This is a genomic window from Streptomyces sp. LN549 (assembly GCF_043203805.1).
Classification (GTDB): Bacteria; Actinomycetota; Actinomycetes; order Streptomycetales; family Streptomycetaceae; genus Streptomyces.
In genome coordinates this window covers 2,245,228-2,269,643 of the sequence record NZ_JAZHRI010000002.1, presented here as the reverse complement: position 1 = coordinate 2,269,643, position 24,416 = coordinate 2,245,228, and the positions used below count along the sequence as shown (strand labels likewise).

Annotated in this window: 22 protein-coding genes; 16 read left to right on the top strand and 6 right to left on the bottom strand. The window is 71.9% G+C overall.

The window, feature by feature from the left end:
• Window positions 1-149: 149 nt before the first annotated feature.
• Window positions 150-3,686, top strand: a complete 3,537-nt coding sequence (gene dnaE / locus SH922_RS10005) for a DNA polymerase III subunit alpha (protein ID WP_393057062.1) — start codon at window positions 150-152, stop codon at window positions 3,684-3,686.
• Between the two features lie 96 nt (window positions 3,687-3,782).
• Here dnaE and SH922_RS10000 read toward each other — a convergent pair whose 3' ends face one another.
• Window positions 3,783-3,962 (bottom strand): hypothetical protein, encoded by a 180-nt coding sequence (locus SH922_RS10000; protein WP_148017758.1) that lies wholly within the window; start codon window positions 3,960-3,962, stop codon window positions 3,783-3,785.
• A gap of 260 nt (window positions 3,963-4,222) precedes the next feature.
• Between SH922_RS10000 and SH922_RS09995 the strand changes: the two genes are divergently transcribed.
• The 4 genes from SH922_RS09995 to SH922_RS09980 all read left to right on the top strand — a co-directional run bounded on the left by SH922_RS09995 (window position 4,223) and on the right by SH922_RS09980 (window position 8,401).
• A complete protein-coding gene (locus tag SH922_RS09995) occupies window positions 4,223-5,563 on the top strand; it encodes an NYN domain-containing protein (protein WP_393057059.1) in 1,341 nt (446 codons plus the stop codon).
• Window positions 5,564-5,717: 154 nt separating this feature from the next.
• Window positions 5,718-6,692, top strand: a complete 975-nt coding sequence (locus tag SH922_RS09990; RefSeq protein WP_393063514.1) for an ABC transporter ATP-binding protein — start codon at window positions 5,718-5,720, stop codon at window positions 6,690-6,692.
• Between the two features lie 211 nt (window positions 6,693-6,903).
• On the top strand, window positions 6,904-7,632 hold the full coding sequence (locus SH922_RS09985) for an ABC transporter permease (RefSeq protein ID WP_393063513.1): 729 nt from the start codon (window positions 6,904-6,906) through the stop codon (window positions 7,630-7,632).
• Window positions 7,633-7,666: 34 nt separating this feature from the next.
• Window positions 7,667-8,401, top strand: coding sequence for an ABC transporter permease (locus tag SH922_RS09980; protein WP_393057057.1), 735 nt, complete (start codon window positions 7,667-7,669; stop codon window positions 8,399-8,401).
• A 338-nt stretch (window positions 8,402-8,739) separates the two neighbouring features.
• Here SH922_RS09980 and ybaK read toward each other — a convergent pair whose 3' ends face one another.
• From ybaK to SH922_RS09960, 4 genes are all read right to left on the bottom strand, one after another.
• A complete protein-coding gene (gene ybaK / locus SH922_RS09975; RefSeq protein ID WP_393057055.1) occupies window positions 8,740-9,243 on the bottom strand; it encodes a Cys-tRNA(Pro) deacylase in 504 nt (167 codons plus the stop codon).
• 22 nt (window positions 9,244-9,265) lie between these two features.
• A complete protein-coding gene (locus SH922_RS09970) occupies window positions 9,266-10,009 on the bottom strand; it encodes an LON peptidase substrate-binding domain-containing protein (RefSeq protein ID WP_393057052.1) in 744 nt (247 codons plus the stop codon).
• A 5-nt stretch (window positions 10,010-10,014) separates the two neighbouring features.
• The gene (locus tag SH922_RS09965; protein WP_393057050.1) at window positions 10,015-11,052 is read right to left on the bottom strand and encodes a hypothetical protein; all 1,038 of its coding nucleotides are present in this window, start codon (window positions 11,050-11,052) and stop codon (window positions 10,015-10,017) included.
• Between the two features lie 245 nt (window positions 11,053-11,297).
• The gene (locus SH922_RS09960) at window positions 11,298-12,899 is read right to left on the bottom strand and encodes an oxidoreductase (protein WP_393057048.1); all 1,602 of its coding nucleotides are present in this window, start codon (window positions 12,897-12,899) and stop codon (window positions 11,298-11,300) included.
• A 344-nt stretch (window positions 12,900-13,243) separates the two neighbouring features.
• On the opposite strand from SH922_RS09960, the gene hisD reads away from it, so the two are divergent.
• The 9 genes from hisD (at window position 13,244) to SH922_RS09915 (ending at window position 20,135) form a co-directional block, all read left to right on the top strand.
• A complete protein-coding gene (hisD, locus tag SH922_RS09955; RefSeq protein ID WP_393057046.1) occupies window positions 13,244-14,566 on the top strand; it encodes a histidinol dehydrogenase in 1,323 nt (440 codons plus the stop codon).
• 11 nt (window positions 14,567-14,577) lie between these two features.
• Window positions 14,578-15,729: a histidinol-phosphate transaminase gene (locus SH922_RS09950; protein ID WP_393063512.1), complete on the top strand. Its 1,152-nt coding sequence runs from the start codon at window positions 14,578-14,580 to the stop codon at window positions 15,727-15,729.
• Window positions 15,726-16,328 (top strand): imidazoleglycerol-phosphate dehydratase HisB, encoded by a 603-nt coding sequence (gene hisB, locus SH922_RS09945; protein ID WP_327711573.1) that lies wholly within the window; start codon window positions 15,726-15,728, stop codon window positions 16,326-16,328. Before SH922_RS09950 ends, hisB begins: the two co-directional genes overlap by 4 nt.
• Window positions 16,325-16,492 carry a hypothetical protein gene (locus SH922_RS09940; protein ID WP_266777672.1) on the top strand — a complete coding sequence of 56 codons (168 nt, stop codon included), beginning with the start codon at window positions 16,325-16,327 and terminating at the stop codon, window positions 16,490-16,492. Before hisB ends, SH922_RS09940 begins: the two co-directional genes overlap by 4 nt.
• Before the next feature lie 10 nt (window positions 16,493-16,502).
• Window positions 16,503-17,144: an imidazole glycerol phosphate synthase subunit HisH gene (gene hisH, locus SH922_RS09935; protein ID WP_393057043.1), complete on the top strand. Its 642-nt coding sequence runs from the start codon at window positions 16,503-16,505 to the stop codon at window positions 17,142-17,144.
• A complete protein-coding gene (gene priA / locus SH922_RS09930; RefSeq protein WP_393057041.1) occupies window positions 17,144-17,869 on the top strand; it encodes a bifunctional 1-(5-phosphoribosyl)-5-((5-phosphoribosylamino)methylideneamino)imidazole-4-carboxamide isomerase/phosphoribosylanthranilate isomerase PriA in 726 nt (241 codons plus the stop codon). The genes hisH and priA overlap by 1 nt, the downstream gene beginning before the upstream one ends.
• Window positions 17,866-18,264, top strand: a complete 399-nt coding sequence (locus tag SH922_RS09925; RefSeq protein WP_393057039.1) for a RidA family protein — start codon at window positions 17,866-17,868, stop codon at window positions 18,262-18,264. Before priA ends, SH922_RS09925 begins: the two co-directional genes overlap by 4 nt.
• Window positions 18,261-19,016 (top strand): imidazole glycerol phosphate synthase subunit HisF, encoded by a 756-nt coding sequence (gene hisF, locus SH922_RS09920; protein ID WP_350988575.1) that lies wholly within the window; start codon window positions 18,261-18,263, stop codon window positions 19,014-19,016. The genes SH922_RS09925 and hisF overlap by 4 nt, the downstream gene beginning before the upstream one ends.
• 234 nt (window positions 19,017-19,250) lie before the next feature.
• Window positions 19,251-20,135, top strand: a complete 885-nt coding sequence (locus tag SH922_RS09915) for an alpha/beta hydrolase family protein (RefSeq protein ID WP_393063511.1) — start codon at window positions 19,251-19,253, stop codon at window positions 20,133-20,135.
• A 74-nt stretch (window positions 20,136-20,209) separates the two neighbouring features.
• Here the strand turns inward: SH922_RS09915 and SH922_RS09910 are convergent, their stop codons facing one another.
• Window positions 20,210-20,986, bottom strand: coding sequence for an alpha/beta fold hydrolase (locus SH922_RS09910; RefSeq protein WP_393057036.1), 777 nt, complete (start codon window positions 20,984-20,986; stop codon window positions 20,210-20,212).
• A 162-nt stretch (window positions 20,987-21,148) separates the two neighbouring features.
• Between SH922_RS09910 and SH922_RS09905 the strand changes: the two genes are divergently transcribed.
• Entirely contained in the window at window positions 21,149-24,097 is a 2,949-nt protein-coding gene (locus SH922_RS09905) for an AAA family ATPase (protein WP_393057034.1), read from the top strand.
• Entirely contained in the window at window positions 24,085-24,267 is a 183-nt protein-coding gene (locus tag SH922_RS09900; protein WP_393063510.1) for a helix-turn-helix transcriptional regulator, read from the top strand. The genes SH922_RS09905 and SH922_RS09900 overlap by 13 nt, the downstream gene beginning before the upstream one ends.
• The last annotated feature ends 149 nt before the right edge of the window (window positions 24,268-24,416 follow it).

Sequence of the window (24,416 nt, the reverse complement as noted above, 5' to 3'; positions counted from 1 at the left end):
ACGACGTACATGACAAAAGGGACGGGTGTTCTCGCCCTTCCAACGCGCGACCGTATCGCGGAGTGCCCGTCGTCCGTCACCTCGGAGACGTAGACTTCCACGCTGTCCCCCCAGCCCGTCATCGTCAGTTTCCCCGGAGGCACAGCGCCGTGACCAAGCCGCCTTTCACGCACCTTCACGTCCACACCCAGTACTCGCTGCTGGACGGTGCCGCGCGGCTCAAGGACATGTTCGAGGCCTGCAACGAGATGGGCATGTCCCATATCGCGATGACGGACCACGGCAACCTGCACGGGGCGTACGACTTCTTCCATTCGGCCGCCAAGGCGAATGTGACACCGATCATCGGTATCGAGGCGTACGTCGCCCCGGAGTCGCGCAAGCACAAGCGGAAGATCCAGTGGGGCCAGCCGCACCAGAAGCGCGACGACGTCTCCGGTTCGGGTGGTTACACCCACAAGACGATCTGGGCGTCGAACGCCAAGGGGCTGCACAACCTCTTCAAGCTGTCCTCGGACGCCTACGCCGAGGGCTGGCTGCAGAAGTGGCCGCGCATGGACAGGGAGACCATCTCCCAGTGGTCCGAGGGCCTGATCGCGTCCACCGGCTGCCCCTCGGGCGAGGTGCAGACGCGGCTGCGGCTCGGGCAGTTCGACGAGGCGGTCCAGGCGGCCTCCGACTACAAGGACATCTTCGGCGAGGGCAAGTACTTCCTGGAGCTGATGGACCACGGCATCGAGATCGAGCGCCGGGTCCGTGACGGGCTCCTCGAAATCGGCAAGAAGCTGAACATCCCGCCGCTCGTGACGAACGACTCGCACTACACCTACGCCAGCGAGGCGACCGCACACGACGCACTGCTCTGCATCCAGACCGGCAAGAACCTCTCCGACCCGGACCGCTTCCGCTTCGACGGCACCGGCTACTACCTCAAGACGACGGACGAGATGTACGGCGTCGACTCCTCGGACGCCTGGCAGGAGGGCTGCGCCAACACCCTGCTGGTCGCGCAGCAGATCGACACCACCGGGATGTTCGAGAAGCGCGACCTGATGCCGAAGTTCGACATCCCGGACGGCTACACGGAGATCACCTGGTTCCAGGAGGAGGTCCGCGTCGGGATGGACCGCCGCTTCCCGGGCGGGGTCCCCGAGGACCGGCAGAAGCAGGTCGAGTACGAGATGGACATCATCATCCAGATGGGGTTCCCGGGGTACTTCCTGGTTGTCGCCGACTTCATCATGTGGGCCAAGAACAACGGCATCGCGGTCGGCCCCGGCCGAGGCTCCGCCGCCGGCTCGATCGTCTCGTACGCGATGGGCATCACCGACCTCGACCCGATCGAGCACGGACTGATCTTCGAGCGGTTCCTCAACCCCGAGCGCGTCTCCATGCCCGATGTCGACATCGACTTCGACGAGCGCAGGCGCGTCGAGGTGATCAGGTACGTGACCGAGAAGTACGGCGCCGACAAGGTCGCCATGATCGGCACCTACGGCAAGATCAAGGCCAAGAACGCGATCAAGGACTCGGCCCGCGTCCTCGGCTACCCGTACGCGATGGGCGACCGGCTCACCAAGGCCATGCCCGCCGACGTCCTCGGCAAGGGCATCGACCTCAACGGCATCACCGACCCCAAGCACCCGCGCTACAGCGAGGCGGGCGAGATCCGGGGGATGTACGAGAACGAGCCGGACGTCCAGAAGGTCATCGACACGGCGAAGGGCGTCGAGGGCCTGGTCCGGCAGATGGGCGTGCACGCCGCCGGCGTCATCATGTCCAGCGAGCCGATCGTCGACCACGCCCCGGTCTGGGTGCGGCACTCCGACGGCGTCACCATCACGCAGTGGGACTACCCGCAGTGCGAGTCGCTCGGCCTGCTGAAGATGGACTTCCTGGGGCTGCGCAACCTGACGATCATGGACGACGCCATCAAGATGGTGAAGTCCAACAAGGGCATCGATCTGGAGATGCTGGCGCTGCCGCTGGACGACCCCAAGACGTACGAGCTGCTCTGCCGGGGCGACACGCTCGGGGTGTTCCAGTTCGACGGCGGGCCGATGCGTTCGCTGCTGCGCCAGATGCAGCCCGACAACTTCGAGGACATCTCCGCCGTCTCGGCCCTGTACCGGCCGGGCCCGATGGGCATGAACTCCCACACGAACTACGCCGAGCGGAAGAACGCCCGCCAGGAGATCACTCCGATCCACCCGGAGCTGGAGGAGCCGCTCAAGGAGGTCCTCGGCCTCACCTACGGCCTGATCGTCTACCAGGAGCAGGTGCAGAAGGCCGCCCAGATCGTCGCCGGGTACTCGCTCGGCGAGGCCGACATCCTGCGCCGTGTGATGGGCAAGAAGAAGGCCGACGAGCTGGCGAAGAACTTCGTCCTGTTCGAGGCGGGCGCCAAGAAGAACGGCTTCTCCGACGCCGCGATCAAGGCGCTGTGGGACGTGCTGGTCCCGTTCGCCGGATACGCCTTCAACAAGGCGCACTCCTCCGCGTACGGCCTGGTCACCTACTGGACCGGATACCTCAAGGCCAACTACCCCGCCGAGTACATGGCGGCGCTGCTCACCTCGGTCAAGGACGACAAGGACAAGTCGGCGGTGTACCTCAACGAGTGCCGTCGCATGGGCATCAAGGTGCTCCCGCCGAACGTCAACGAGTCCGAGTCGAACTTCGCCGCACAGGGTGACGACGTCATCCTCTTCGGGTTGACGGCCATCCGTAACGTCGGCCAGAACGTCGTCGACTCGATCATCCGGTGCCGCAAGGCGAAGGGGAAGTACAGCAGCTTCCCCGACTTCCTCGACAAGGTCGAGGCGGTCGTCTGCAACAAGCGGACCGTGGAGTCGCTCATCAAGGCCGGTGCCTTCGACGAGATGGGCCACACCCGCAAGGGCCTCGTCGCCCACCACGAGCCCATGATCGACAACGTGGTGCAGGTCAAGCGCAAGGAGGCCGAGGGACAGTTCGACCTCTTCGGCGGCGGTGAGGAGGACAGCGACGAGCCGGGCTTCGGGCTCGACGTCGAGTTCTCCGACATCGAGTGGGAGAAGTCCTACCTGCTGGCCCAGGAGCGCGAGATGCTCGGGCTCTACGTCTCCGACCACCCGCTCTTCGGTATCGAGCACGTGCTGAGCGACAAGTCCGACGCGGCGATCTCGCAGCTCACCGGCGGTGAGCACAGTGACGGGGCGATCGTCACCATCGGCGGCATCATCTCCGGCCTCCAGCGCAAGATGACCAAGCAGGGCAACGCCTGGGCCATCGCCACCGTCGAGGACCTGGCCGGCTCCATCGAGTGCATGTTCTTCCCGGCCACCTACCAGCTGGTCTCCACCCAGCTCGTCGAGGACACCGTCGTCTTCGTCAAGGGCCGGCTCGACAAGCGCGAGGACGTGCCCCGGCTGGTCGCCATGGAGATGCAGGTCCCCGACATCTCGTCGGCGGGTACCAACGCACCGGTGGTCCTGACCATCCCCACCGTCAAGATCACCCCGCCCATGGTCAGCCGGCTCGGCGAGGTGCTCAACAGCCACCGGGGCGACACCGAGGTACGGATCAAGCTCCAGGGCCCCCGCAAGACGACGGTGCTCCGGCTCGACCGGCACCGGGTGAAGCCCGACCCGGCGCTCTTCGGTGACCTGAAGGTGCTTCTCGGCCCGTCCTGCCTGGCCGGCTGAGCCACTGCCCGCACCCGCACGCACGAGAGGGGCGCCCCGCGAAAGCGGGTGCGCCCCTCTCGGCTACCGGCCTGTGGCCGTACCGGAGAAGTCCGGTCAGTTGTGGCCGAAGCGCCGCTGATGCTTACGCGCAACATCGGCAGGGCTGCCCTGGGACTGCGCCTGGGGCTGGTTCTGCGACTCGAAAGCCGTGGACCGTGCCTCCTGCGCACCGCGCTCCGACTCGGACGCGCGATCCTGCTGGCTGCCCTGCTTGCGGTTCTTGTTCTTGGCCATGGTGTTCCTCCTATGGGGACTCTCGGGGCCAGGACCGATGTCAGATTCACATAATCGGATAAACCGCGCATGTTGGATCATTACCGTGCGTAGCGAGGAGGTATGATGCGCCGTTTTCCGGATACGCCACGCCGATGATCGAGTTCCGACCGTTAACCCCCGTGCGGTCGGGCAGACTCGAAGGAAACCCTGAGTAAGCGGAGCCGATCCTTTTCCGAAGACCGGACCCGTCGGACCCGTTCCCGAATTCCTGGAAGAGGGTGGAACGCGTGGACCGTTGCGTCGTCCTGGTGGACGCCGGCTACTTGCTGGGCGCAGCCGCGAGCCTGCTGGCCGGAGAGCCCGCCCGTTCCCGCATCACCGTCGACCACGCGGCTCTGATCCAGGCCCTGCGGGAGCGGGCCGAGGCCGACACGGAACAGCCTCTGCTGCGGATCTACTGGTTCGACGGCGCCCCCGACCGCGTACCGCAGCCCGAACACCGCAGGCTGCGCGTCATGTCGCGGGTGACGGTACGGCTGGGCGCCCTCACCCGCAGCGACGGGCGCTGGGCGCAGAAGGGCGTCGACGCGGCGATGCACGCAGAGCTCACCGAACTCGCCAGGAACCGGGCCTGTTCGGACGTCGTCCTGGTGACCGGCGACGGCGATCTGCTGCCCGGCCTGATGTCCGCCAAGGAGCACGGCGTCGCCGTCCACCTCTGGGCCGTCCAGGCCGCCGACGGCGACTACAACCAGTCGGAGGACCTGGTCGCGGAGGCGGACGAGCGGCGTGTGCTGGACCGGGCCTGGATCACCCAGGCCGTACGGGCCAAGGAGACCGGCGGCGCCTGCACCCCGCCGCCCGTACCGCGCCCCGAGATCGCCGCGATCCTCTCCGCGCCCCTGCCCGAGGCGGCCCTCGCGGCCTCCGCCGAGCGGGGCTCCCAGGCCCGGGCCCAGGCCGAAGACGCCCGTAACGGCACGTCCGCACCGCCCGACGAGAACACCGGCCACACCGCACACGGCCACGGCGGCAGGGGCGTCCCGACCCCGAAGGACCTCGCGGGCACCCTGCGCGGCCCCGGGGCCCAGGCGGACCGGCAGCAGCCTGCCCCGCCGCCCGCCAACGCGACTCTGCGCTGGTCCTCCGACCGGGGATGGGTGGAGCGCGGCGGCCCCCTCGGCGAACCCCCCGAGACCGCCTCCCTGCCGACGCTCGCCCAGGTCACCAGCGCCGAGCAGCGCTGGGCGGACCGGGAGGAGGACATCACCACGGTCGGCGGTGACCCCTTCGAGGTGGGGCAGGTCTTCGCCCGGCGCTGGATGGAACGGCTGCCGGAGACCGTCCACCTGCAGAAGCTGTCCACGATGTACCCCCGCATCCCGCACCGCATCGACGGCGAACTGCTGAGGTACGCGGCCCGCTTCGGGCTGCTCGCGCACAAGGACGACCAGATCGACGAGCACGACCGCTATGCGATCCGGGCGGGCTTCTGGCGCGAGATCGACGTACGGGCCGCGGCGGAGCACGCCCCCGCGGGCGAGAAGCACACCCCGGTGGCCGACCGGCATGCTCCTGCCGTCGGGAAACCGGAGAATGCGGCGGCGTCCGGGGACTGAGGCCGCATCGGTACCTGCGGTGCTCAACCCGGTCCGTGTTCACCGCGTTGATGTCCGATCGGTGCGGCCCCGGGCGTAATGCGGGTCTCCGGACCCCGTACCCTCGTACCTCGTGAGTACGGGCACAGCACAGGCGCAGACGGCGAACGGCACCGTGTGCGCGGTGCGTGATCTGGTCAAGACCTATCCCGCGGCCCGGGGCCGGCGCGGAACGCCCGCCACACCCGAGGTGCGTGCCACCGACGGCATCAGCCTGGACATCCGGCGCGGTGAGATCTTCGGACTGCTCGGCCCCAACGGCGCCGGCAAGTCCACCCTCGTACGACAGCTCACCGGACTGATGCGGCCCGACTCCGGCAGCGTCGACATGCTGGGCCACGACCTCGTGCGCCATCCCGAACGGGCCTCCCGGCTGATCGGCTACCTCGGGCAGGAATCGACCGCGCTCGACGAGCTGACCGTCGGCCTCGCCGCCGAGACCACCGGACGGCTGCGCGGCCTGCCGGTGCGCGAGGCCCGCGCCGAACGCGACGCGGTGCTCGGTGAACTCGGCCTCGACGAGCTTGCCGGCCGCCCCCTGAAGAAGCTCTCCGGCGGACAGCGACGGCTCGCCTGCGTCGCGGCCGCACTGGTCGGGGAGCGGCCGGTGCTCATTCTCGACGAGCCGACGACCGGAATGGACCCCGTGGCCCGGCGTGCCGTCTGGGCCGCCGTCGACCGCCGGCGAGCCGAACGCGGTGCGACGGTGCTGCTGGTCACCCACAACGTCATCGAGGCCGAGACCGTCCTCGACCGGGTCGCCGTCATCGAACGCGGCAAGGTCATCGCCTGCGACACCCCGGCCGGGCTCAAGGAGCGGGTCGCGGGCGAGGTCCGGGTGGAGCTGGTGTGGCGCGAGCGTGCGCCGCTGGACGTGCCCGAGGTCGCCGCCCTGCGGGCGTCCGCGCAGGAGTCCGGGCGGCGCTGGGTGCTGCGGCTCGGGCCCGACGAGGCGCGGGCGGCGGTCGCCGCCGTGACCGGTGGCGCGGCCTTCGCCGCACTCGACGACTTCACCCTGGCGACACCCAGCCTGGAGGATGTCTACCTGGCGCTCGGCGGGGACGCGACCAAGGGACTGGTGAAGTCATGAGCGGGATCGGTGCGGTGGGCGAAGCGGAGCGGTACGGGTGCGTGGCCGGGCAGGGACCGAACAGGAGCAGCGTCAGGTGACGAGCATCGTTCCTGCGGAAGCGGTGTCCGGGCAGGACGGGCAGCCGGGCCGGACGGGGCGGAGCGGGCCGGCCGGTGACGACGCCGGCGCACCGGGCCCGGCGCCCGCGCCGCTCGCGCCGCGCGCCCGGCTGTTCCCCTCGCTCGCCGCGGTCTACCGGGCCCAGCTGTCCCGCGCCCGCGTCGCCCGCATCCCGCTGCTCTTCGTGGCGACCTTCCAGTCCATCGGGATCATGGTCCTGATGCGCGGGGTCGTGGACGGCGGCTCCGAGGCCCGCGCCGTCGTGGCCGGGTCCAGCGTCCTGGTCGTCGCCTTCGTCGCGCTGAACATGCTCGCCCAGTACTTCGGGCAGCTGCGGGCCCAGGGAGGGCTCGACCACTACGCGACCCTGCCGGTGCCGCCCGCCGCCGTGGTGCTCGGCGCGGCCGGGGCGTACGCCTCCTTCACCGTGCCCGGCACGATCGTGACGGCGGTGACGGGCAGCGTGCTGTTCGGGCTGCCCGTCACCCATCTGTGGGTGCTCGTCGCGGTCATCCCGCTCTCCGGCGCGGCCCTCTCCGGACTCGGCGCCGCCTTCGGGCTGCTCGCACCCCGGCAGGAGCTGGCCACGCTGCTGGGCCAGCTGGGCATGTCCGCGGCGCTCCTGCTGGGCGTGCTCCCGGCGGACCGGCTGCCCGGGCCCATCGGCTGGGCCCGCGACCTGCTGCCCTCCACCTACGGTGTCGAGGCGCTCGCCCGCTCCTTCGACGCCCACCCCGACTGGGCCGTCATCGCCCTCGATCTCGCCGTCTGCGCCGTCGTGGGCGTCCTCTCGCTCGCCGTGGCGACCTGGGCGTACCGCAGGGCAGCGGTCCGGTGAGGCGCGCCACAAGGACGCCTGGCACGATGGCACGGTGACAGCACCTCTGACGCCGCCGCACCAGCCCTCGCCCCACGACCCGTGGCAGAAGCCGCCGGAAGGGGGTGGCCCCGGTGGATCCCACCTCGGAACCCTGTTGCGGTCGCCGGAGGAGAGAGAACTCCGTACGGAACTGCGCCGGGCGGCACTGGTCGCCGTCGCCGTGACGGTCGCCGGGGTCGCGCTCGGCCTGCTCTGGCTGTGGCTGGCGCCGCGGGTGCCACTGGTCTCCGACTCCACGGCCGTCTTCCTCAGCGACAGCGAGGGCGAGGAGGCGATCGGCGCCGACGGCACGTTCGCGCTGCTCGCGCTGGCCTTCGGTGCGGTTTCGGCGGGGCTGGTCTTCTGGTTCCACCGGAAGGGCGGAATCGCCCTCGTGGTGGCGCTCGCCGTGGGCGGCGTACTCGGCTCGCTCCTGGCGTGGCAGCTCGGTACCCGGCTGGGGCCGACCGACGACGTGGTCGCCCATGCGCGCGAGGTCGGCAAGGGTGTGATCTTCGATGCGCCGCTGGAGCTGCATGCGAAGGGGGCGTTGCTGGCGTGGTCGTTGGCGGCGATGGCCGTGCATCTGGGGTTGACGGCGCTGTTCGGGCCGCGGGATCCGGAGCCGGAGTGGGGGGTGTACCACTCGGTGCCGTCCGGGGGTGCGCCGTCGGGTCCTGCGCCGTCGGGTCCTGCGCCTGCGCCGTCGTCCTCGCCCGAGCCGCCTGCGCCGCCGGCCGCCGGGTGAGCGGGGCCGCTGCGCGGGGCTTGTCCCCTACCCGCCCCTTCCCGTAACCGGGGCTCTGCCCCGGACCCCGGTCCTCAAGCGCCGGACGGGCTGGGTTGTGCCCCGGTCCTCAAGCGCCGGACGGGCTGGGTTGTGCCCCGGTCCTCAAGCGCCGGACGGGCTGGGTTGTGCCCCGGTCCTCAAGCGCCGGACGGGCTGGGTTGTGCCCCGGTCCTCAAGCGCCGGACGGGCTGGGTTGTGCCCCGGTCCTCCGGTGGCGGGTGGACGGGGCGATGGTGGGCCCGTCGAACGTATGAGGACGAGACCGGGGCGGCCGGGGGCGGCGGACCGCGGTGGGTCTACGCCCGGCCGATCGGGGCGAACACCGCGTCCGTCAGGGCGGCCAGGTCCGTGGGGGACAGTTCGACCTCCAGGCCGCGGCGGCCCGCCGACACGCAGATCGTCGTGTGGGACCGCGCCGACGCGTCCAGCACCGTGGGCAGCCGTTTGCGCTGGCCCAGGGGGGAGATGCCGCCGAGCACGTAGCCCGTGGTGCGCTCCGCAGCCGCCGGGTCCGCCATGGTGGCGCGCTTGCCGCCGGCCGCCGAGGCGAGGGCCTTCAGGTCCAGGGAGCCCGCCACGGGGACGACCGCGACCGTCAGCCGGCCGTCCACGTCGGCGACCAGGGTCTTGAACACCCGGTCGGGGGAGACTCCGAGGGCCTCGGCCGCCTCCTCGCCGTAGGAGGCCGACGCGGGGTCGTGCTCGTACGCGTGCACCGTGAACTCCGTGCCGGCCGCGGTCAGCGCGACCGTCGCGGGGGTGCCGCCGGACTGGGGCTGCTTCTTCGGCTTCTTCGCCACGGGGGAGTGGCCCTCCGGTCGCTCAGTTGGGGTGGGTCGGGGCGCGGGTGAGTTCCACGGCGGGCAGCGACGGGAGATGGCGGATGACGGCGGTCTCGGAGCGCAGGATCGTCAGCTCCTCGCGCAGCCGGGTCGCGGTGTCCGGGGCCTGGAGCAGCCGCTGTTTGGCGGGGACGTCGAGGACCGCCGCGGCGGCGACCAGATAGGAGACGACCGACGGCTCGTCGGGCAGCTCCGCGCCCGTGGTCAGGGAGCGCTCGCTCGCGCCGGCCAGTCGCTTCTGGTACGCGCGGAAGGCCCGCAGGACGCCCTCGGTGAGCGCCTCCGCCTCCTCGCCCGGATCCTCGTCCAGCTCTTCGAGCTCGGCGGTGAGATACGGGCCGGTCGCGTCCACGGACAGGAGCTTCACACGGCTGGTGCCGGTCGCCAGGACCTCGAAGCTGCCGTCCGAACGCTCCCGGATCTTCGCCGCGTCGGCGATGCACCCGACCCGGTGGAACGTCTGGACGGGGTCCGGGCCGAAGCCGTCCGCCGGGCCGCGCTCGACGGGGACCCTCACCGCGTCCGGCATGCCCGCGGCCGTCGGGGCGGTCTCGCGGCCGTCGCGGATGGCGACCACGGCGAAGCGGCGCGGTTCGTCCTCGTCGGTCTTCAGCAGCTCGCGCATCATGGCGCGATAACGCTCCTCGAAGACGTTCAGCGGCAGCACAAGGCCGGGAAACAGCACCGCGTTCAGCGGGAACAGAGGCAGGCGAGCGGTGGTCACAACGGTCAAGCGTAATGGCCGCGCGCCCGTCCCCGGTCGGCCCGGTCGCGCAACGGCGTTCCGGAGGCCACTTGGAGCCGTGCTGCGTCCCGTACGTCGAGGAACCTGCCGAGCGGATCGTCGGACACGGAGGTCCATGGGAACGACGCCGCGTGGGGTCCGATCTGCCGGAACTGTTCCAGTGCCTCGTCCCATCGGCCCCGCACCACCAGCACGTACGCGAGCAGATTGCGCACCTCGGCCGGCCATGCGTCACCCGGTGCGAAGGCGGCGGACAGCGAGATCGCCAGATCCGCCGCGGAGTCGATCCGTTCCTCCTGCACCGAGGTGAACCCGGCCCCCGGCCCCTCGGTCAGCACCGCGAAGGCGGCCCGCAGCGGCAGCGCCTGCACCAGGGAACTGGGCAGCGAGTCCTCGGCTGCCCGTTCGGCGAAGTCGAAGCACTCGCGGTGCGAGCCGTACCAGGCGGCGGAGAGGTACTGGAGGGCGGCGACATGGCAGCCGTAATGGTGCGAGGAGCGCTGTATCGCCTGTTCCCACAGCGCCTCGAACGTGGTGTGCGTGGCATGGGTGCCGCGGGCGTGGTCCAGCGCGAGCCGCCAGGGCACCGGATCCCGCGGATCGCTCTCGGCCGCCGCCGTGATCATCGGCGCGACCGCGCGCAGTTGCTCGGCGCGGGCCGGTGACTCCCAGGCCCGCTCGACCGCGAGCTGGGCCTTGACGAGGATCGCGTCGCAGTCGTGCGGGGCGACGGCCAGCCAGTCGCGGAGCCAGCCGTCCCGGTTGCGGGCGAAGGCCACCAGCCGGTTCAGATATCGGTCCCGGCTCTCCCACTCGGCGGCGTCCCGGGTCGTCGCCAGCAACTTCGCCGCCGGTTCGTACTCCCCGAGGGCGGCCGCCACCAGCGCGGGCGAGAGCCGCTCGTCGGGGGCGTCGAGCATCACCACATGGTCCGCGGGCAACCCGGCGGAGAGCACCGGGGCGTGCCGGATCATGCGCGCGGTACGGAACAGGGCGCGGAGGAAAGGCATGGTGCAGACCATTGAAAAGCGCTGGTCGGGACGGCGCCAGAGGGGTGCTGTGAAGCTTTGGTAGGGAGTGGATGGGTTGTGCTGTCCGGGGCCAAGAAAGGGTAAAGGAAATCGCGGAGTCTGGCCTGTTCCGGATGTTCCGGTGGCGGGGATGCGGCCGTGCGTCCGACGCAGGGGTGCGAGGGTTCGGTCACCTCCCGGCCTGCCGGCACAAGGGGGCCCGGCCGGGCTGCCCCACCGTGGGGCAGCCCGCCCGGTCAGTTGCGGCGCAGCATCCGCGAGGCGCCGGCCGCGACGGTGGTGGCCAGTATCCAACCCAGCAGGACCAGGACCGCCGCAACCCACTGCCAGCCGCCCTCCATCCGCCAGTACCCGTCCTGGCCGAGGTTGATCACCGGCACCAGCAGATCCAGCGCGTACAGAGCCGCGTTCCACTCCGGATGCTCGTCCGCCTTGATCGCGGCGGGCTCGTACCGCGAGAAGGCCAGCGTGCCCGCCGCCCACAGCACCGCCATCCACACCGCGGCCCGCCCGGGCCGGTAGCCGTACGCCACCGTCCAGTCCTGGACGAAGCCCCAGAGCTTCGCGGCGGGCGGCAGCGTCTCGCGGCGGCGCCGCTGCTTGGCGAGCAGCACCTCGCGGGCGTCCGAGTCCTCCCCGCTGCTGCGGAGCACGGCGGCCAGCCGCTCGTAGGGCTCCGGCACGTACTCCGGGGTCGCCGCCGACACCCATTCCAGGCGCCGGGAGAGCGGGAAGTGTCCGTACGGGACGAGGTTCTCGTACACGAAACCGCCCATCGCCAGACCGCCCGGGCCCGGCCAGCTGGTCGACACGTCGATCAGCGTGATGACCTTCGCCCCGTTGAGCACCACCCTGCCCTGCGCCGGGCGCGCCGGGTTGAACCGCAGTTCCGGAGCGACTATCCGGCGCAGCGACAGCTCCTCGTGGCCGGCCAGCACGAAGACGGCCTTGTGCAGATCGACCGCGTCACCGAACCGCCCGTCGTCCAGCCGCACCCCACCCCGGCACCGGAAGACCTGCGGGCGGGTGCCGCGGGCCGGTGTCGCGGATGTGGGGATGCCGTGCGGGGGAGTGGTGCCAAGGTTCCCCGAATCCACGCTGACCCAGGCCTCGCTCATGTACAGCGTCCGCTCCACGCTGAGCTGCGGGGCGTTGAGCGCGCGGCGCCCCTGCGTCGCCCGCAGCCGGCTGCCGCGCAGACTGAGCGAACCGCCCACCTTCGCCCCGCGCAGGCTCAGCTCGCCGAGCGTCTCGATCATCTCGGCCTGCAGGTCCTGGGCGACCGTGAGCCCGTCACCGTTGAGCGCCCGCCCCTGCCGGTCGGGGCCGATGTCGATCTGGTTGATCAGCAGATCCGTACCGATCTGGGCGTCCGTGAGCCTGATCCCGCGCTCGATCCGGCACCGCGGCAGATGCAGGTCGCCCTCGGTGCGCAGCCGCGCCGCCTCCAGCCGCGGCACCGCGCAGCCCACCATCCGCAGCGTCGTGAAGTGGCACTCGGGCAGCACCACCTCCTCATCGAAGCGGCAGCCCGTCAGTTCCACGTACGGATCGACGCGGCCGCCCGCGAGGTCGAGCCTTCCCGTGATCCGCAGCCCCCGGAGCTTCAGCGCCGCCACCCGGCCGGGCCGGGCCCGAGGCGCGCTCAGCAGCAGCCGGGCGACGACCCGGGCCTCCACGCTGCGCTCGGGACCCCAGAGGTATGGGGCGAAGGGATCGTCGCGCACCCTGTCGCGGGCGCGCAGGTCGTAGGTGGTCCCGGTCCGGAAGGACTGCCACATGCCCAGCTCTGCCGCGCTGAGGCCGTCCGGAATTTCCCCGTCGTGCGGTTCGGTCACCGACGCTCCTTCCACTCGGAGCTGCAACGGCCTGGTGCACGATGGCGAGCGGGCCCCGGCGTCGTGCGACTCCGGCGCCGGTCTCGTCGTCGGTCCGACGACGCTCCGCGTCGATTCCCTCCCCGCCTCGGAACCGGAACCGGAACCGAAACGGGAGGCGAAGCCGGAATCGAAGCCGCGTGACGCCGCTCACTGATCCGCTCTCTGTCGCGCACCAGGTCGTAATCCCCTTATTCCCTCTGAGTGACCAGGTGAACGCCCATAGTCAGCCGTCACACCGGGGGCATGTATCAGCCAGTGATACGGACGTCCGGGCGCCTGAGGCGGTCTGAGAGAATTGCGGTGTGATCTCTCGAATCGATCTGCGCGGCGACGCCCTCCCCGAGGGCGGCGCCCTGCGCGACCTGCTGCCCCGTGCCGAGTTCGACGTGGAAGCCGCCCTGGAGACGGTGCGGCCCATCTGCGAGGACGTACGCCATCGTGGCTCGGCGGCAGTGATCGACTGGGGGGAGAAACTCGACGGGGTGCGGCTCGGCTCGATCCGCGTACCGGCCGACGCGATCGCGGGCGCACTCGAGACGCTCGACCCCGCCGTCCGCGCCGCTCTGGAGGAGTCGATCCGCCGCGCCCGCCTCGTCCACCGCGAGCAGCGCCGCACCACGCACACCACTCAGGTCGTGCCCGGTGGCACCGTCACCGAGAAGTGGGTGCCGGTCGAGCGCGTCGGGCTGTACGTGCCGGGCGGCCGCTCGGTCTACCCGTCCTCCGTCGTGATGAACGTGGTCCCCGCCCAGGAGGCGGGCGTCGAGGGCATCGCCGTCGCGTCCCCGCCGCAGAAGGAGTTCGGCGGACTGCCGCACCCCACGATCCTGGCCGCCTGCGCCCTGCTCGGAGTGGACGAGGTGTACGCCGCCGGCGGCTCCCAGGCCATCGCGATGTTCGCGTACGGCACCGAGGACTGCCTGCCCGTGAACCTCGTCACCGGCCCCGGCAACATCTACGTCGCCGCCGCCAAGCGCCTCCTCAAGGGCCGCATCGGCATCGACGCCGAGGCCGGCCCCACCGAGATCGCGATCCTCGCCGACGCCACCGCCGACCCGGTCCACGTCGCCGCCGACCTGATCAGCCAGGCCGAGCACGACCCGATGGCCGCCGCGGTCCTGGTCACCGACTCCGAGGAGCTCGCCGCCGCAACCGAGGCCGAGCTGAAGCCGCAGGTGGCCGCGACCAAGCACGTCGCCGACCGGATCGAACCCGCCCTGGCCGGCCGCCAGTCCGCGATCGTCCTGGTCAACGACCTGGAGGACGGTCTCAAGGTCGTCGACGCGTACGCCGCCGAGCACCTGGAGATCCAGACAGCTGACGCCGCAGCCGTCGCCGGCCGCGTCCGCAACGCCGGCGCGATCTTCGTCGGGCCCTGGTCGCCGGTCTCGCTAGGCGACTACTGCGCCGGCTCCAACCACGTCCTGCCCACCGGCGGCTGCGCCTGCCACTCCTCGGGCCTGTCCGTGCAGTCCTTCCTGCGCGGCATCCACATCGTCGACTACACGCGCGACGCGCTCGCCGAGGTCACCCACCACGTGGTGACCCTCGCCGAGGCGGAGGACCTCCCCGCCCACGGCGCCGCGCTCAAGGCCAGGTTCGGGTGGAAGGTTCCGCAGCAGTGACGAACGACAGCATCACGGACAACGGCACGGACAGCGGCAAGGGAAACGGCACCCCGCGCAACGCCTGGGACGACCTCCCCATCCGTGACGAACTGCGCGGCCAGTCCCCGTACGGGGCGCCCCAGCTCGACGTACCCGTCCGGCTGAACACCAACGAGAACCCGTACCCGCTCCCCGACGCACTCGTCGACCGGATCGCCGAACGGGTCCGCGAGGCCGCCCGCGACCTCAACCGCTACCCCGACCGGGACGCCGTCGAGCTCCGTACCGAGCTCGCCCGCTACCTCACCCGCACCGCCGGGCACGAGGTCACCCGCGCCCACGTGTGGGCGGCCAACGGCTCCAACGAGGTGCTCCAGCAGCTGCTGCAGACCTTCGGCGGCCCCGGCCGTACCGCCATCGGCTTCGAGCCCTCGTACTCGATGCACGCCCTCATCGCCCGCGGCACCGGCACCGGCTGGATCTCCGGGCCGCGCAACGAGGACTTCACCATCGACGTCGACGCGGCCCGCGCGGTCATCGCGCAGGAGCGCCCCGACGTCGTCTTCATCACCTCGCCGAACAACCCCACCGGCACCGCCGTCGACGCCGACACCGTCCTCGCGCTGTACGACGCCGCGCAGGCGGCCAAGCCGTCGATGGTCGTGGTCGACGAGGCGTACGGCGAATTCAGCCACCACGACTCGCTGCTCCCGCTGATCGAGGGCCGCCCCCACCTGGTGCTCTCCCGCACCATGTCGAAGGCGTTCGGCGCCGCCGGACTGCGGCTCGGCTACCTCGCCGCGGACCCGGCCGTCGTCGACGCGGTCCAGCTGGTGCGGCTGCCGTACCACCTGTCCTCCGTCACCCAGGCCACCGCGCTCGCCGCCCTGGAGCACACCGATACGCTCCTCGGGTACGTCGCGCAGCTCAAGAGCGAGCGCGACCGGATCGTCACCGAGCTCCGCGCTCTCGGCTTCGACGTCACCGACTCGGACGCCAACTTCGTCCAGTTCGGCCGCTTCGCCGACAGCCACACCGCCTGGCAGCACATCCTCGACCGGGGCGTCCTGGTCCGGGACAACGGCGTACCGGGATGGCTGCGGGTCTCCGCAGGGACCCCGGCCGAGAACGACGCGTTCCTCGATGCGGTACGCGAACTGAAGAAGGAGCACGACGCATGACTCGCGAGGCCCGCGTAGGAAGAGTGGAGCGGACCACCAAGGAAACCTCCGTGGTCGTCGAGATCAACCTCGACGGCAGCGGCAAGGTCGATGTCGCGACCGGGGTCGGCTTCTACGACCACATGCTCGACCAGCTCGGCCGCCACGGACTGTTCGACCTCACGGTCAAGACCGACGGCGACCTGCACATCGACTCGCACCACACCATCGAGGACACCGCCCTCGCACTCGGCGCCGCCTTCAAGCAGGCCCTCGGCGACAAGGTCGGCATCTACCGCTTCGGCAACTGCACCGTCCCGCTGGACGAGTCGCTCGCCCAAGTCACCGTCGACCTCTCCGGCCGCCCGTACCTGGTGCACACCGAGCCCGAGAACATGGCACCGATGATCGGTGAGTACGACACGACGATGACCCGGCACATCCTGGAGTCCTTCGTCGCCCAGGCGCAGATCGCCCTGCACGTCCACGTCCCGTACGGGCGCAACGCCCACCACATCGTGGAGTGCCAGTTCAAGGCGCTGGCCCGCGCCCTGCGCTACGCCAGCGAGCACGACCCGCGCGCGGCCGGCATCCTCCCCTCCACGAAGGGCGCCCTGTGACCGGCCTCAACACCGTCCTGATCCTGGTCGGTCTCTTCCTGGCCGGCGGGGTCTACTCCTTCTCGAAGCAGGGCATGCCCAAGGGCGTCATCGTGCTGCTCTCGATCGCTTCCGTGATGTGCCTGGTAGCGGGCGTCATGCGGATCCAGGGCCTGTGGGACTGAGGAGCGAAACGTGGATACGAAGAAGAAGGTCGTCGTCTTCGACTACGGCTTCGGCAACGTCCGGTCCGCCGAGCGCGCTCTCGCCCATGTCGGCGCCGACGTCGAGATCACCCGTGACTTCGACACGGCGATGAACGCCGACGGGCTGCTGGTGCCCGGCGTCGGTGCGTTCTCCGCCTGCATGGAGGGTCTGAAGAAGGCCCGCGGCGAATGGATCATCGGACGCAGGCTCTCCGGCGGGCGCCCCGTCATGGGCATCTGCGTCGGCATGCAGATCCTCTTCGAGCGCGGCATCGAGCACGGTGTGGAGACCGACGGGCTCGACGAGTGGCCCGGCACGGTCGGCCCGCTCAAGGCCGACGTCGTCCCGCACATGGGGTGGAACACCGTCGAGGCTCCCGAGGACTCCCGGCTGTTCGCCGGACTCGACCCCGAGGCCCGGTACTACTTCGTGCACTCCTACGCGGCGCACGACTGGTCCCTCGAAGTCACCAACGCCAAGATCCGTGCCCCCAAGGTCACCTGGGCCACGCACGGCGAACGGTTCGTGGCGGCCGTGGAGAACGGCGCGCTGTGGGCCACCCAGTTCCACCCCGAGAAGTCCGGCGATGCCGGCGCCCAGCTGCTGACCAACTGGATCGAGACGCTGTAATGCCGAAGCTTGAACTGCTCCCCGCCGTAGACGTCCGCGACGGCCAGGCGGTCCGCCTGGTGCACGGCGAGTCCGGCTCCGAGACCTCCTACGGCTCCCCGCTGGAGGCCGCACTCGCCTGGCAGCGCTCCGGCGCCGAGTGGCTGCACCTCGTCGACCTGGACGCCGCCTTCGGCACCGGCGACAACCGCGCGCTCATCGCCGAAGTGGCCGGCGCCATGGACATCAAGGTCGAGCTCTCCGGCGGCATCCGCGACGACGCCTCGCTCGCCGCCGCCCTCGCCACCGGCTGCCGCCGCGTCAACCTCGGCACCGCCGCCCTGGAGACCCCGGAGTGGGTCGCCAAGGCCATCGCCGAGCACGGCGACCAGATCGCGGTCGGCCTCGACGTCCGCGGCACCACGCTGCGCGGCCGCGGCTGGACCCGCGACGGCGGCGACCTCTACGAGACGCTCGCCCGTCTCGACTCCGAGGGCTGCGCCCGCTACGTCGTCACCGACATCGCCAAGGACGGCACCCTCCAGGGCCCCAACCTGGAGCTCCTGAAGAACGTCTGCGCGGCCACGGACAAGCCCGTCGTCGCCTCCGGCGGCGTCTCCTCGCTCGACGACCTGCGCGCCATCTCCTCGCTCGTCCCGGCAGGCGTCGAGGGCGCGATCGTCGGCAAGGCTCTGTACGCGAAGGCGTTCACCCTCGAAGAGGCGCTGGAGGCGGTCTCCGTATGACGGACTCCGTACACCGCATCTCCTCCGGCGCCCCCTGGGAGGAGAAGTTCGGCTACTCCCGCGCCGTCGAGCTGCCGAACGGGCTGGTGCTGGTGGCCGGGTGCACGTCGGTGGTGGGCGGCGCGATCTCCGCCGGCGGCCCCTACGAGCAGACCGTCACCTCCTTCCAGGTCGCCTTCGAGGCGCTGAAGCAGCTGGGTCTCGGCCGCGAGGACGTCGTCCGGACCCGGATGTACGTCACGCACGCCCGGGACACCGACGAGGTCGGCCGCGCCCACAAGGAGCTGTTCGACGACGTGCGGCCCGCGGCCTCCATGCTCATCGTGTCCGGTCTCGTCGACCCGAGCCTGGTCGTCGAGGTCGAGGTCGAGGCCTACCGGGCAGGTGCGCGATGACGCTCGCGGTACGTGTCATCCCCTGCCTCGACGTGGACAAGGGCCGGGTCGTCAAGGGCGTCAACTTCCAGAACCTGCGCGACGCCGGTGACCCCGTCGAGATGGCGAAGCTGTACGACGCCGAGGGCGCCGACGAGCTGACCTTCCTCGACATCACCGCATCCAGCGGTGACCGGGAGACGACGTACGACGTGGTGCGCCGCACCGCCGAGCAGGTCTTCATCCCGCTCACGGTCGGCGGCGGCGTCCGCACCCCCGACGACGTCGACAAACTGCTGCGGGCCGGCGCCGACAAGGTCGGCGTCAACACCGCGGCCATCGCCCGGCCGGAGCTGATCCGGGAGATCGCCGAACGCTTCGGCCGTCAGGTGCTCGTCCTGTCCGTGGACGCCCGCCGCACGCCCGCCGGCACCTTCGAGGTCACCACGCACGGCGGCCGCAAGGGCACCGGCATCGACGCCGTCGAGTGGGCGCACCGGGCCGCCGAGCTCGGCGCGGGCGAGATCCTGCTCAACTCGATGGACGCCGACGGCACCAAGGACGGCTACGACACCGAGATGATCGCCGCCGTACGGAAGCACGTGACCGTTCCCGTCATCGCCTCCGGCGGCGCGGGCCGGCTCGCGGACTTCGCACCGGCCATCGACGCCGGGGCCGACGCGGTCCTCGCGGCGTCCGTCTTCCACTTCGGCGATCTGCGGATCTCCGAGGTCAAGGGCGCTCTGCGGGAGGCCGGACACCCGGTCCGCTGAGGACCGGCAGGGAGCACCGGTCGCGAAGACCGGTGAAGTTGCCGATGTGTACCACCGGGGTGCACCGCGAAAGTGGCGACCGCCAGAGAACAACGGCGGTTCCACGCGGTGCACCCCGAACGGCCCCAGGTGACAACGGGTCCTCGGTTCCTGCCCGGCGTGGCTCACGCCACGACCGAGAGGACCCCCCTCGTGCAGCACCTCCCCTCCGGCGACACCTCCCCGCGCCACCGGATGTCCAGGAGCCGTTCCCGCATCGTGAAGGGCCTGCTGGCCGCGACCATCGCCACCGCGGGTCTGTGCACCGCGCTGATGCCGGGCGCCCAGGCCGCCGACAACCCCTACGAGCGCGGCCCGGCCCCGAGCAATTCGAGTATCGAGGCGAGCCGCGGCTCGTACGCGGTCTCGCAGACCAGCGTCTCCTCGCTGAGCGTCAGCGGCTTCGGCGGAGGCACGATCTACTACCCGACGTCCACCGCGGACGGCACCTTCGGCGCGGTCGCCATCTCGCCCGGCTTCACCGCCTACCAGTCCAGCATCGCCTGGCTCGGACCGCGGCTCGCCTCGCAGGGCTTCGTCGTCTTCACCATCGACACCAACACCACGCTGGACCAGCCCGACAGCCGCGGCCGTCAGCTCCTGGCCGCGCTCGACTACCTGACGCAGTCGAGCTCGGTGCGCAGCCGGATCGACACCTCCCGGCTCGGCGTGATGGGCCATTCCATGGGCGGCGGCGGCACTCTGGAGGCCGCCAAGAGCCGTACCTCGCTGAAGGCGGCGATCCCGCTGACCGGCTGGAACCTCGACACCACCTGGCCCGAAGTCCGTACGCCCACCCTGATCTTCGGCGCGGACGGGGACACGATCGCCCCCGTAGCCACCCACTCCGAGCCGTTCTACCAGTCGCTGCCGAGCACGCTGGACAAGGCGTACGTGGAGCTGCGCGGGGCCACGCACTTCACCCCGAACTCCTCCAACACCACGATCGCGAAGTACAGCATCTCGTGGCTGAAGCGCTTCATCGACAACGACTCCCGCTACGAGCAGTTCCTGTGCCCGCTGCCCGCGGCGAGTCTGACGATCGCCGAGTCCCGGGGCAACTGCCCCCACACCTCGTAGTTCCTGACGCCTGGTGAGGGCCGGACCGCGCACGGCGGTCCGGCCCTTCGTCGTCGGGCCCGCCACGGGCCGCGTCAGTCCTCCTCGGTGAGGAACCCGGCGACACAGGCGGCGAATCCCGGATCGCGGACGACGGTGAGATGGTCTCCCGGCAGCACCTTCAGGCGTGAGCCCGTCAGGGCGTCGGCCAGCACCTCGGGCCGCACGGCCAGGGGATCGTCCGCCCCGGCGAGCACCAGCGTGGGTATCCGGATCCGGTCCAACGGCAGCGGGCCCCGGTGCACCGAGCGGATCTGCGCGGCCAGAGCCAGCCGGTCGGAGCCCGCGGTGTCGGCCAGGATCCGGAAGCCCCGGGTCCGTTCGGGGGCGTCGGCCGCGTCCTCGGCCGTCAGCGCGGCCGCCACCAGCTCCGGCGGCATGGCCCGGGTGTCCAGCCCGCCCACCTCCACCGCGCCCGCGCCGATCCCGCCGACCACCAGCCGGGTGATCCGCTCGTCGCCTGCGGCCGCGAGCAGCGCCACGACCGCCCCCATCGAGTAGCCCGCCAGATGCACTTCGCCGGCACCGGTGCGGTCGATCAGCTGCCTCACGTCACGGGCCATCACCGACTCGCCGTACCGGGCGTCGTCGTGCGGCTTGTCCGACGAACCGTGTCCCCGGGCGTCGAGTGCGAGGACGTGGCGGCCCCGCGCCACCAGGGCCTCGACCACACCGGGACCCTCCCAGTTCAGCCGGGCATCGGCGGCGAAACCGTGCAGCAGGAGCACCGGGGGCAGTCCGGCCCGCGGCCCGCGGGACCAGGACCTGTAACGCAGCGTCAGACCGTCGTCCGTACGGAATTCATCAGTCATGGCCCGACGTTACGGGCGGCGCGCGCGAGACCGGGTCCGCACTGTGCGCGTGCACAGTCAACTACGGCTCACCTTGGGAGGGTGCCCCACAACCGGCCGGGCGCGGTCCGGGGGCGGACGCACGTCTTCCGACACTGTTTACGCGGAAGTAACGTGCCGGTTGTGACTCCATCGACGACCGTGCACAGTCCGCTCCGGCTGTACGGCCGCAGCGGTGAACTCGCCATCCTCGACACTCTGCTGGTACGGCTGCGCAACGGTGACGGCAGTGCGCTGGTGCTGACCGCGCTGCCCGGCATCGGTCGTACCGCGCTCCTGGACAAGGCCGTGGCCGCGCACCGCGAACGGCGCACCGGCCCCGTCCTGACCGCCACCGCGGCCCCGGCCGAGCAGCGGCTGCCGTACAGCGGGCTGCACGCCCTGCTCTGTTCCGCACCCGGCCCGCTTCCGCTGTCGCCCGACGCCGTGCTGCACGACGGCATCACCCCCACGGCGCTGCTCGCCCTGCTGCGCCAACTCGGCGCCGAACAGCCGCTTCTGGTGTGCGTGGACGACGCGCACGCCTGGGATCCCGAATCGCGTGCCGCCCTCGTCTTCGCGGCCCGCAGGCTCGGCGCGGGCAGCCGGGTCGCAGTGGTGATCGGCGCCGGTGACGAGACGAGCTTCGCCGGGCTGCCCGCGCTCCGGATCGGCCCTCTCGACGACGACGCGGCGGCCGCCGTCCTGGACCGGATCACCGATGCCGCGGACCAGGTCGATCCGGTGGTCCGCGGCGAACTCCTCCGGGAGGCGGCCGGGAATCCCCGGCTGCTCGCCGGGCTGGCCGGCCGGCTCACCCCCGACCAGCTCGCCGGCCGGACCCCGCCGCCCTATCCACTGCCCGGCGCCGAGGACGTCCTGGACGCGCACGCCGCCCGCCTCGACGGGCTGCCCCCGGACACCCGAGCGCTGCTGCTACTCGCGGCAGCGGCGCAGGAGCACGAGCCGGAGGGCGCCGGCACGGACGTGACCCTCCTGCTCCGCGCGGCCGCCTCGGCCGGCCTCGGCCCCGCAGCGCTCGACCTCGCCCTGCTCACCCCGGCCGGGACCGCCGGCGCCCTCCAACGAGCGGGCGACCGCCTCCACTTCAGTCACCCGCTGGTGCGCCGGGCGGTCCTGCACCGCGCTTCCCCGCAGCGCCGCCGCGCGGTGCACGGCCTGCTCGCCACCGTGCTGGCGACGGTCCCGGCCGACGCCCGCGGACGCGTCCGCCGACCGCTGCGACGGTCCACGGGGGCGGGGGGAGCGGGCTACGGCGGCCCGGCTTCCCCCCGGACCGGATCCGGTGCCTCGTACGTGACCGCTTCCGGTTCCCGTCCGGGTGATGGCGGGGCGGCTGCTTCCGGTTCCGGTGGCGCCCGTGCGGGGGGTTCCTTCTCCGGTTTCCGTACCGGTGACGCCCGCGCGGCGGCCGGTTCCGTAGCCGGTTCCGATTCCGCACCCGGCACCGTCTCCGGTCCGGCCCGTGACGGCGCCGCCCGTGCCGTGCCGGCCCTCGCCCTTCAGCAGGCAGCCCTCCGGTCCGGACCGGGACACCTGGCGGCCGGGCCGTCCGTGCTCCCCGCGCTCGTCCAACGCGCCTGTGCTGCCGGAGGGCCCGACGACGGACTGGCCGATGCGCTGGAGGCGGCGGCCGTGGCTCCCCGGCCGCACGCCGAGCGGGCAGCCGCGCTCGCCCGCGCGGCGGTGCTCACCACGGACGAGGCGGTGCGGGCCGCCCGGTTCGCCGGCGCCGCCGAGCACACCCGGCTCGCGGGAGACGCCGGCCGGGCCCGCGCGCTGCTGGCCCGGATCGGCCCGCGCCCCGCACACGGCGGAGCGCATCTGGTACGCGGACTGCTCGCCCTGCGCGACGGACCGGCCGCCGACGCCCACGAGGCCCTCCTCACCGCTGCGGCGCTGCTCGCGCCGCACGACCCGCGCCGCGCCCTCGACGCCCGGCTCGGTGCCGCCGAGGCCGCCTGGGCGATGGGGGACGCGCTCGCGTACCTCGACGCCATGACCCGTATCCCGGTCTCCGTGTCCGATCCGGCCCTCGCCCAGTACTGCGACGGCATGAGCGCGGTGCTCTGCGGACGCATCGCCGAAGGGCAGGCGCTGCTGCGCCGCTGCCTCGACCCGGCCGGCCGGGCGCACGACCCCGCCCCGCTGCTGCGCGGCGGGGTCTCGGCCCTGGTGCTGGGCGACATCGACGCCGCCTGCCGGTTCGGGACCCGGGCCCTGGCCGCCGTACGGTCGGCCGGCCCCGAGGCCCTGCTGCCGCAGGCCCTGGAGCACCTGGCGTACGCCGAGCTCCGGGCCGGCCGCCATGCCCCCGCCCGCGCCCACGCGCTGGAGGGCCTGCACGCCGCCCGACGCACGGGGCAGCCCAACACCGCCTCCCACCTGCACGCCGTGCTCGCACTCGCCGCTTCCGTGGAGGGCGGCCCGGAGGCCTGTGCCACCCATGCCGACGCGGCCCTCGCGGGGGCCGGACCGCACGGACTCGCCCAGGCCGCGACCCTCGCCACCTGGGCACTCGCCCGCGCGGACCTGGCGGCGGGGCGCTCCGGCGCGGCCGCGGCCCGGCTCGACCCGCTCGTCCGGCCCGGGCCCCGGCGCGGGCACTTCGCCACCCGGATGCTCGCCGTACCGTGCTACGTCGAGGCGTCCGTCCTGGCCGGGCGGGCGGCCCGGGGCAGGGGAGCGGACCCGGTGGCCGACGCCGTGGCGGAGTTCGCCGTCTGGGTCACGTGCACCACCGACCCCCAGGCCCCCGCCCAGCTGGCCCGCTGCCGTGCCCTGCTGGCGGCACCGGCCGACGTGGCCGGCCGGTACGAGGAGGCGCTCGCCCACCACGACCGTGCGGGCGGCGACTTCGAACGCGCCCGCACCCAGCTGCTGTACGGGGCATGGCTGCGCCGGCGCCGCCGTACCCGGGAGGCCAGGAGCCCGCTGCGGGACGCCCTGGTCGCCTTCGAGCGGTGCGGTGCGCGGGCCTGGACCGACCGGGCGAGCGGTGAACTGCGGGCCGCCGGTGAAGCCGTGGAGGGCCCGGCCACGGCCGGGGCACGGTTCCGCTGGCCGCGCTGACCCCGCAGCAGCAGCGCATCGCCCGGTGCGTCGCCGAGGGGGCCACCAACCGTGAGGTGGCGCTGCGGCTCTCGGTGAGCACGCGGACCGTCGACCACCATCTGCGCAACGTGTTCGCGGCGCTGGGAGTGCGGTCCAGAACGGAGCTGGCCAGGCTGCTGGACCGCTAGCGCAACCGGCTGCGGGGCAGCGCGCGGGGCCCCGGCAGGGGCCCCGCAGTCATGTCCGAGTCCGGGAGGTTGCAGGACCGTGATGAGAAGTACGCCGCAGACCCCTAGGTACCGACCGGGCGGTATGCCATTCTGCGGGCGTCAGGATG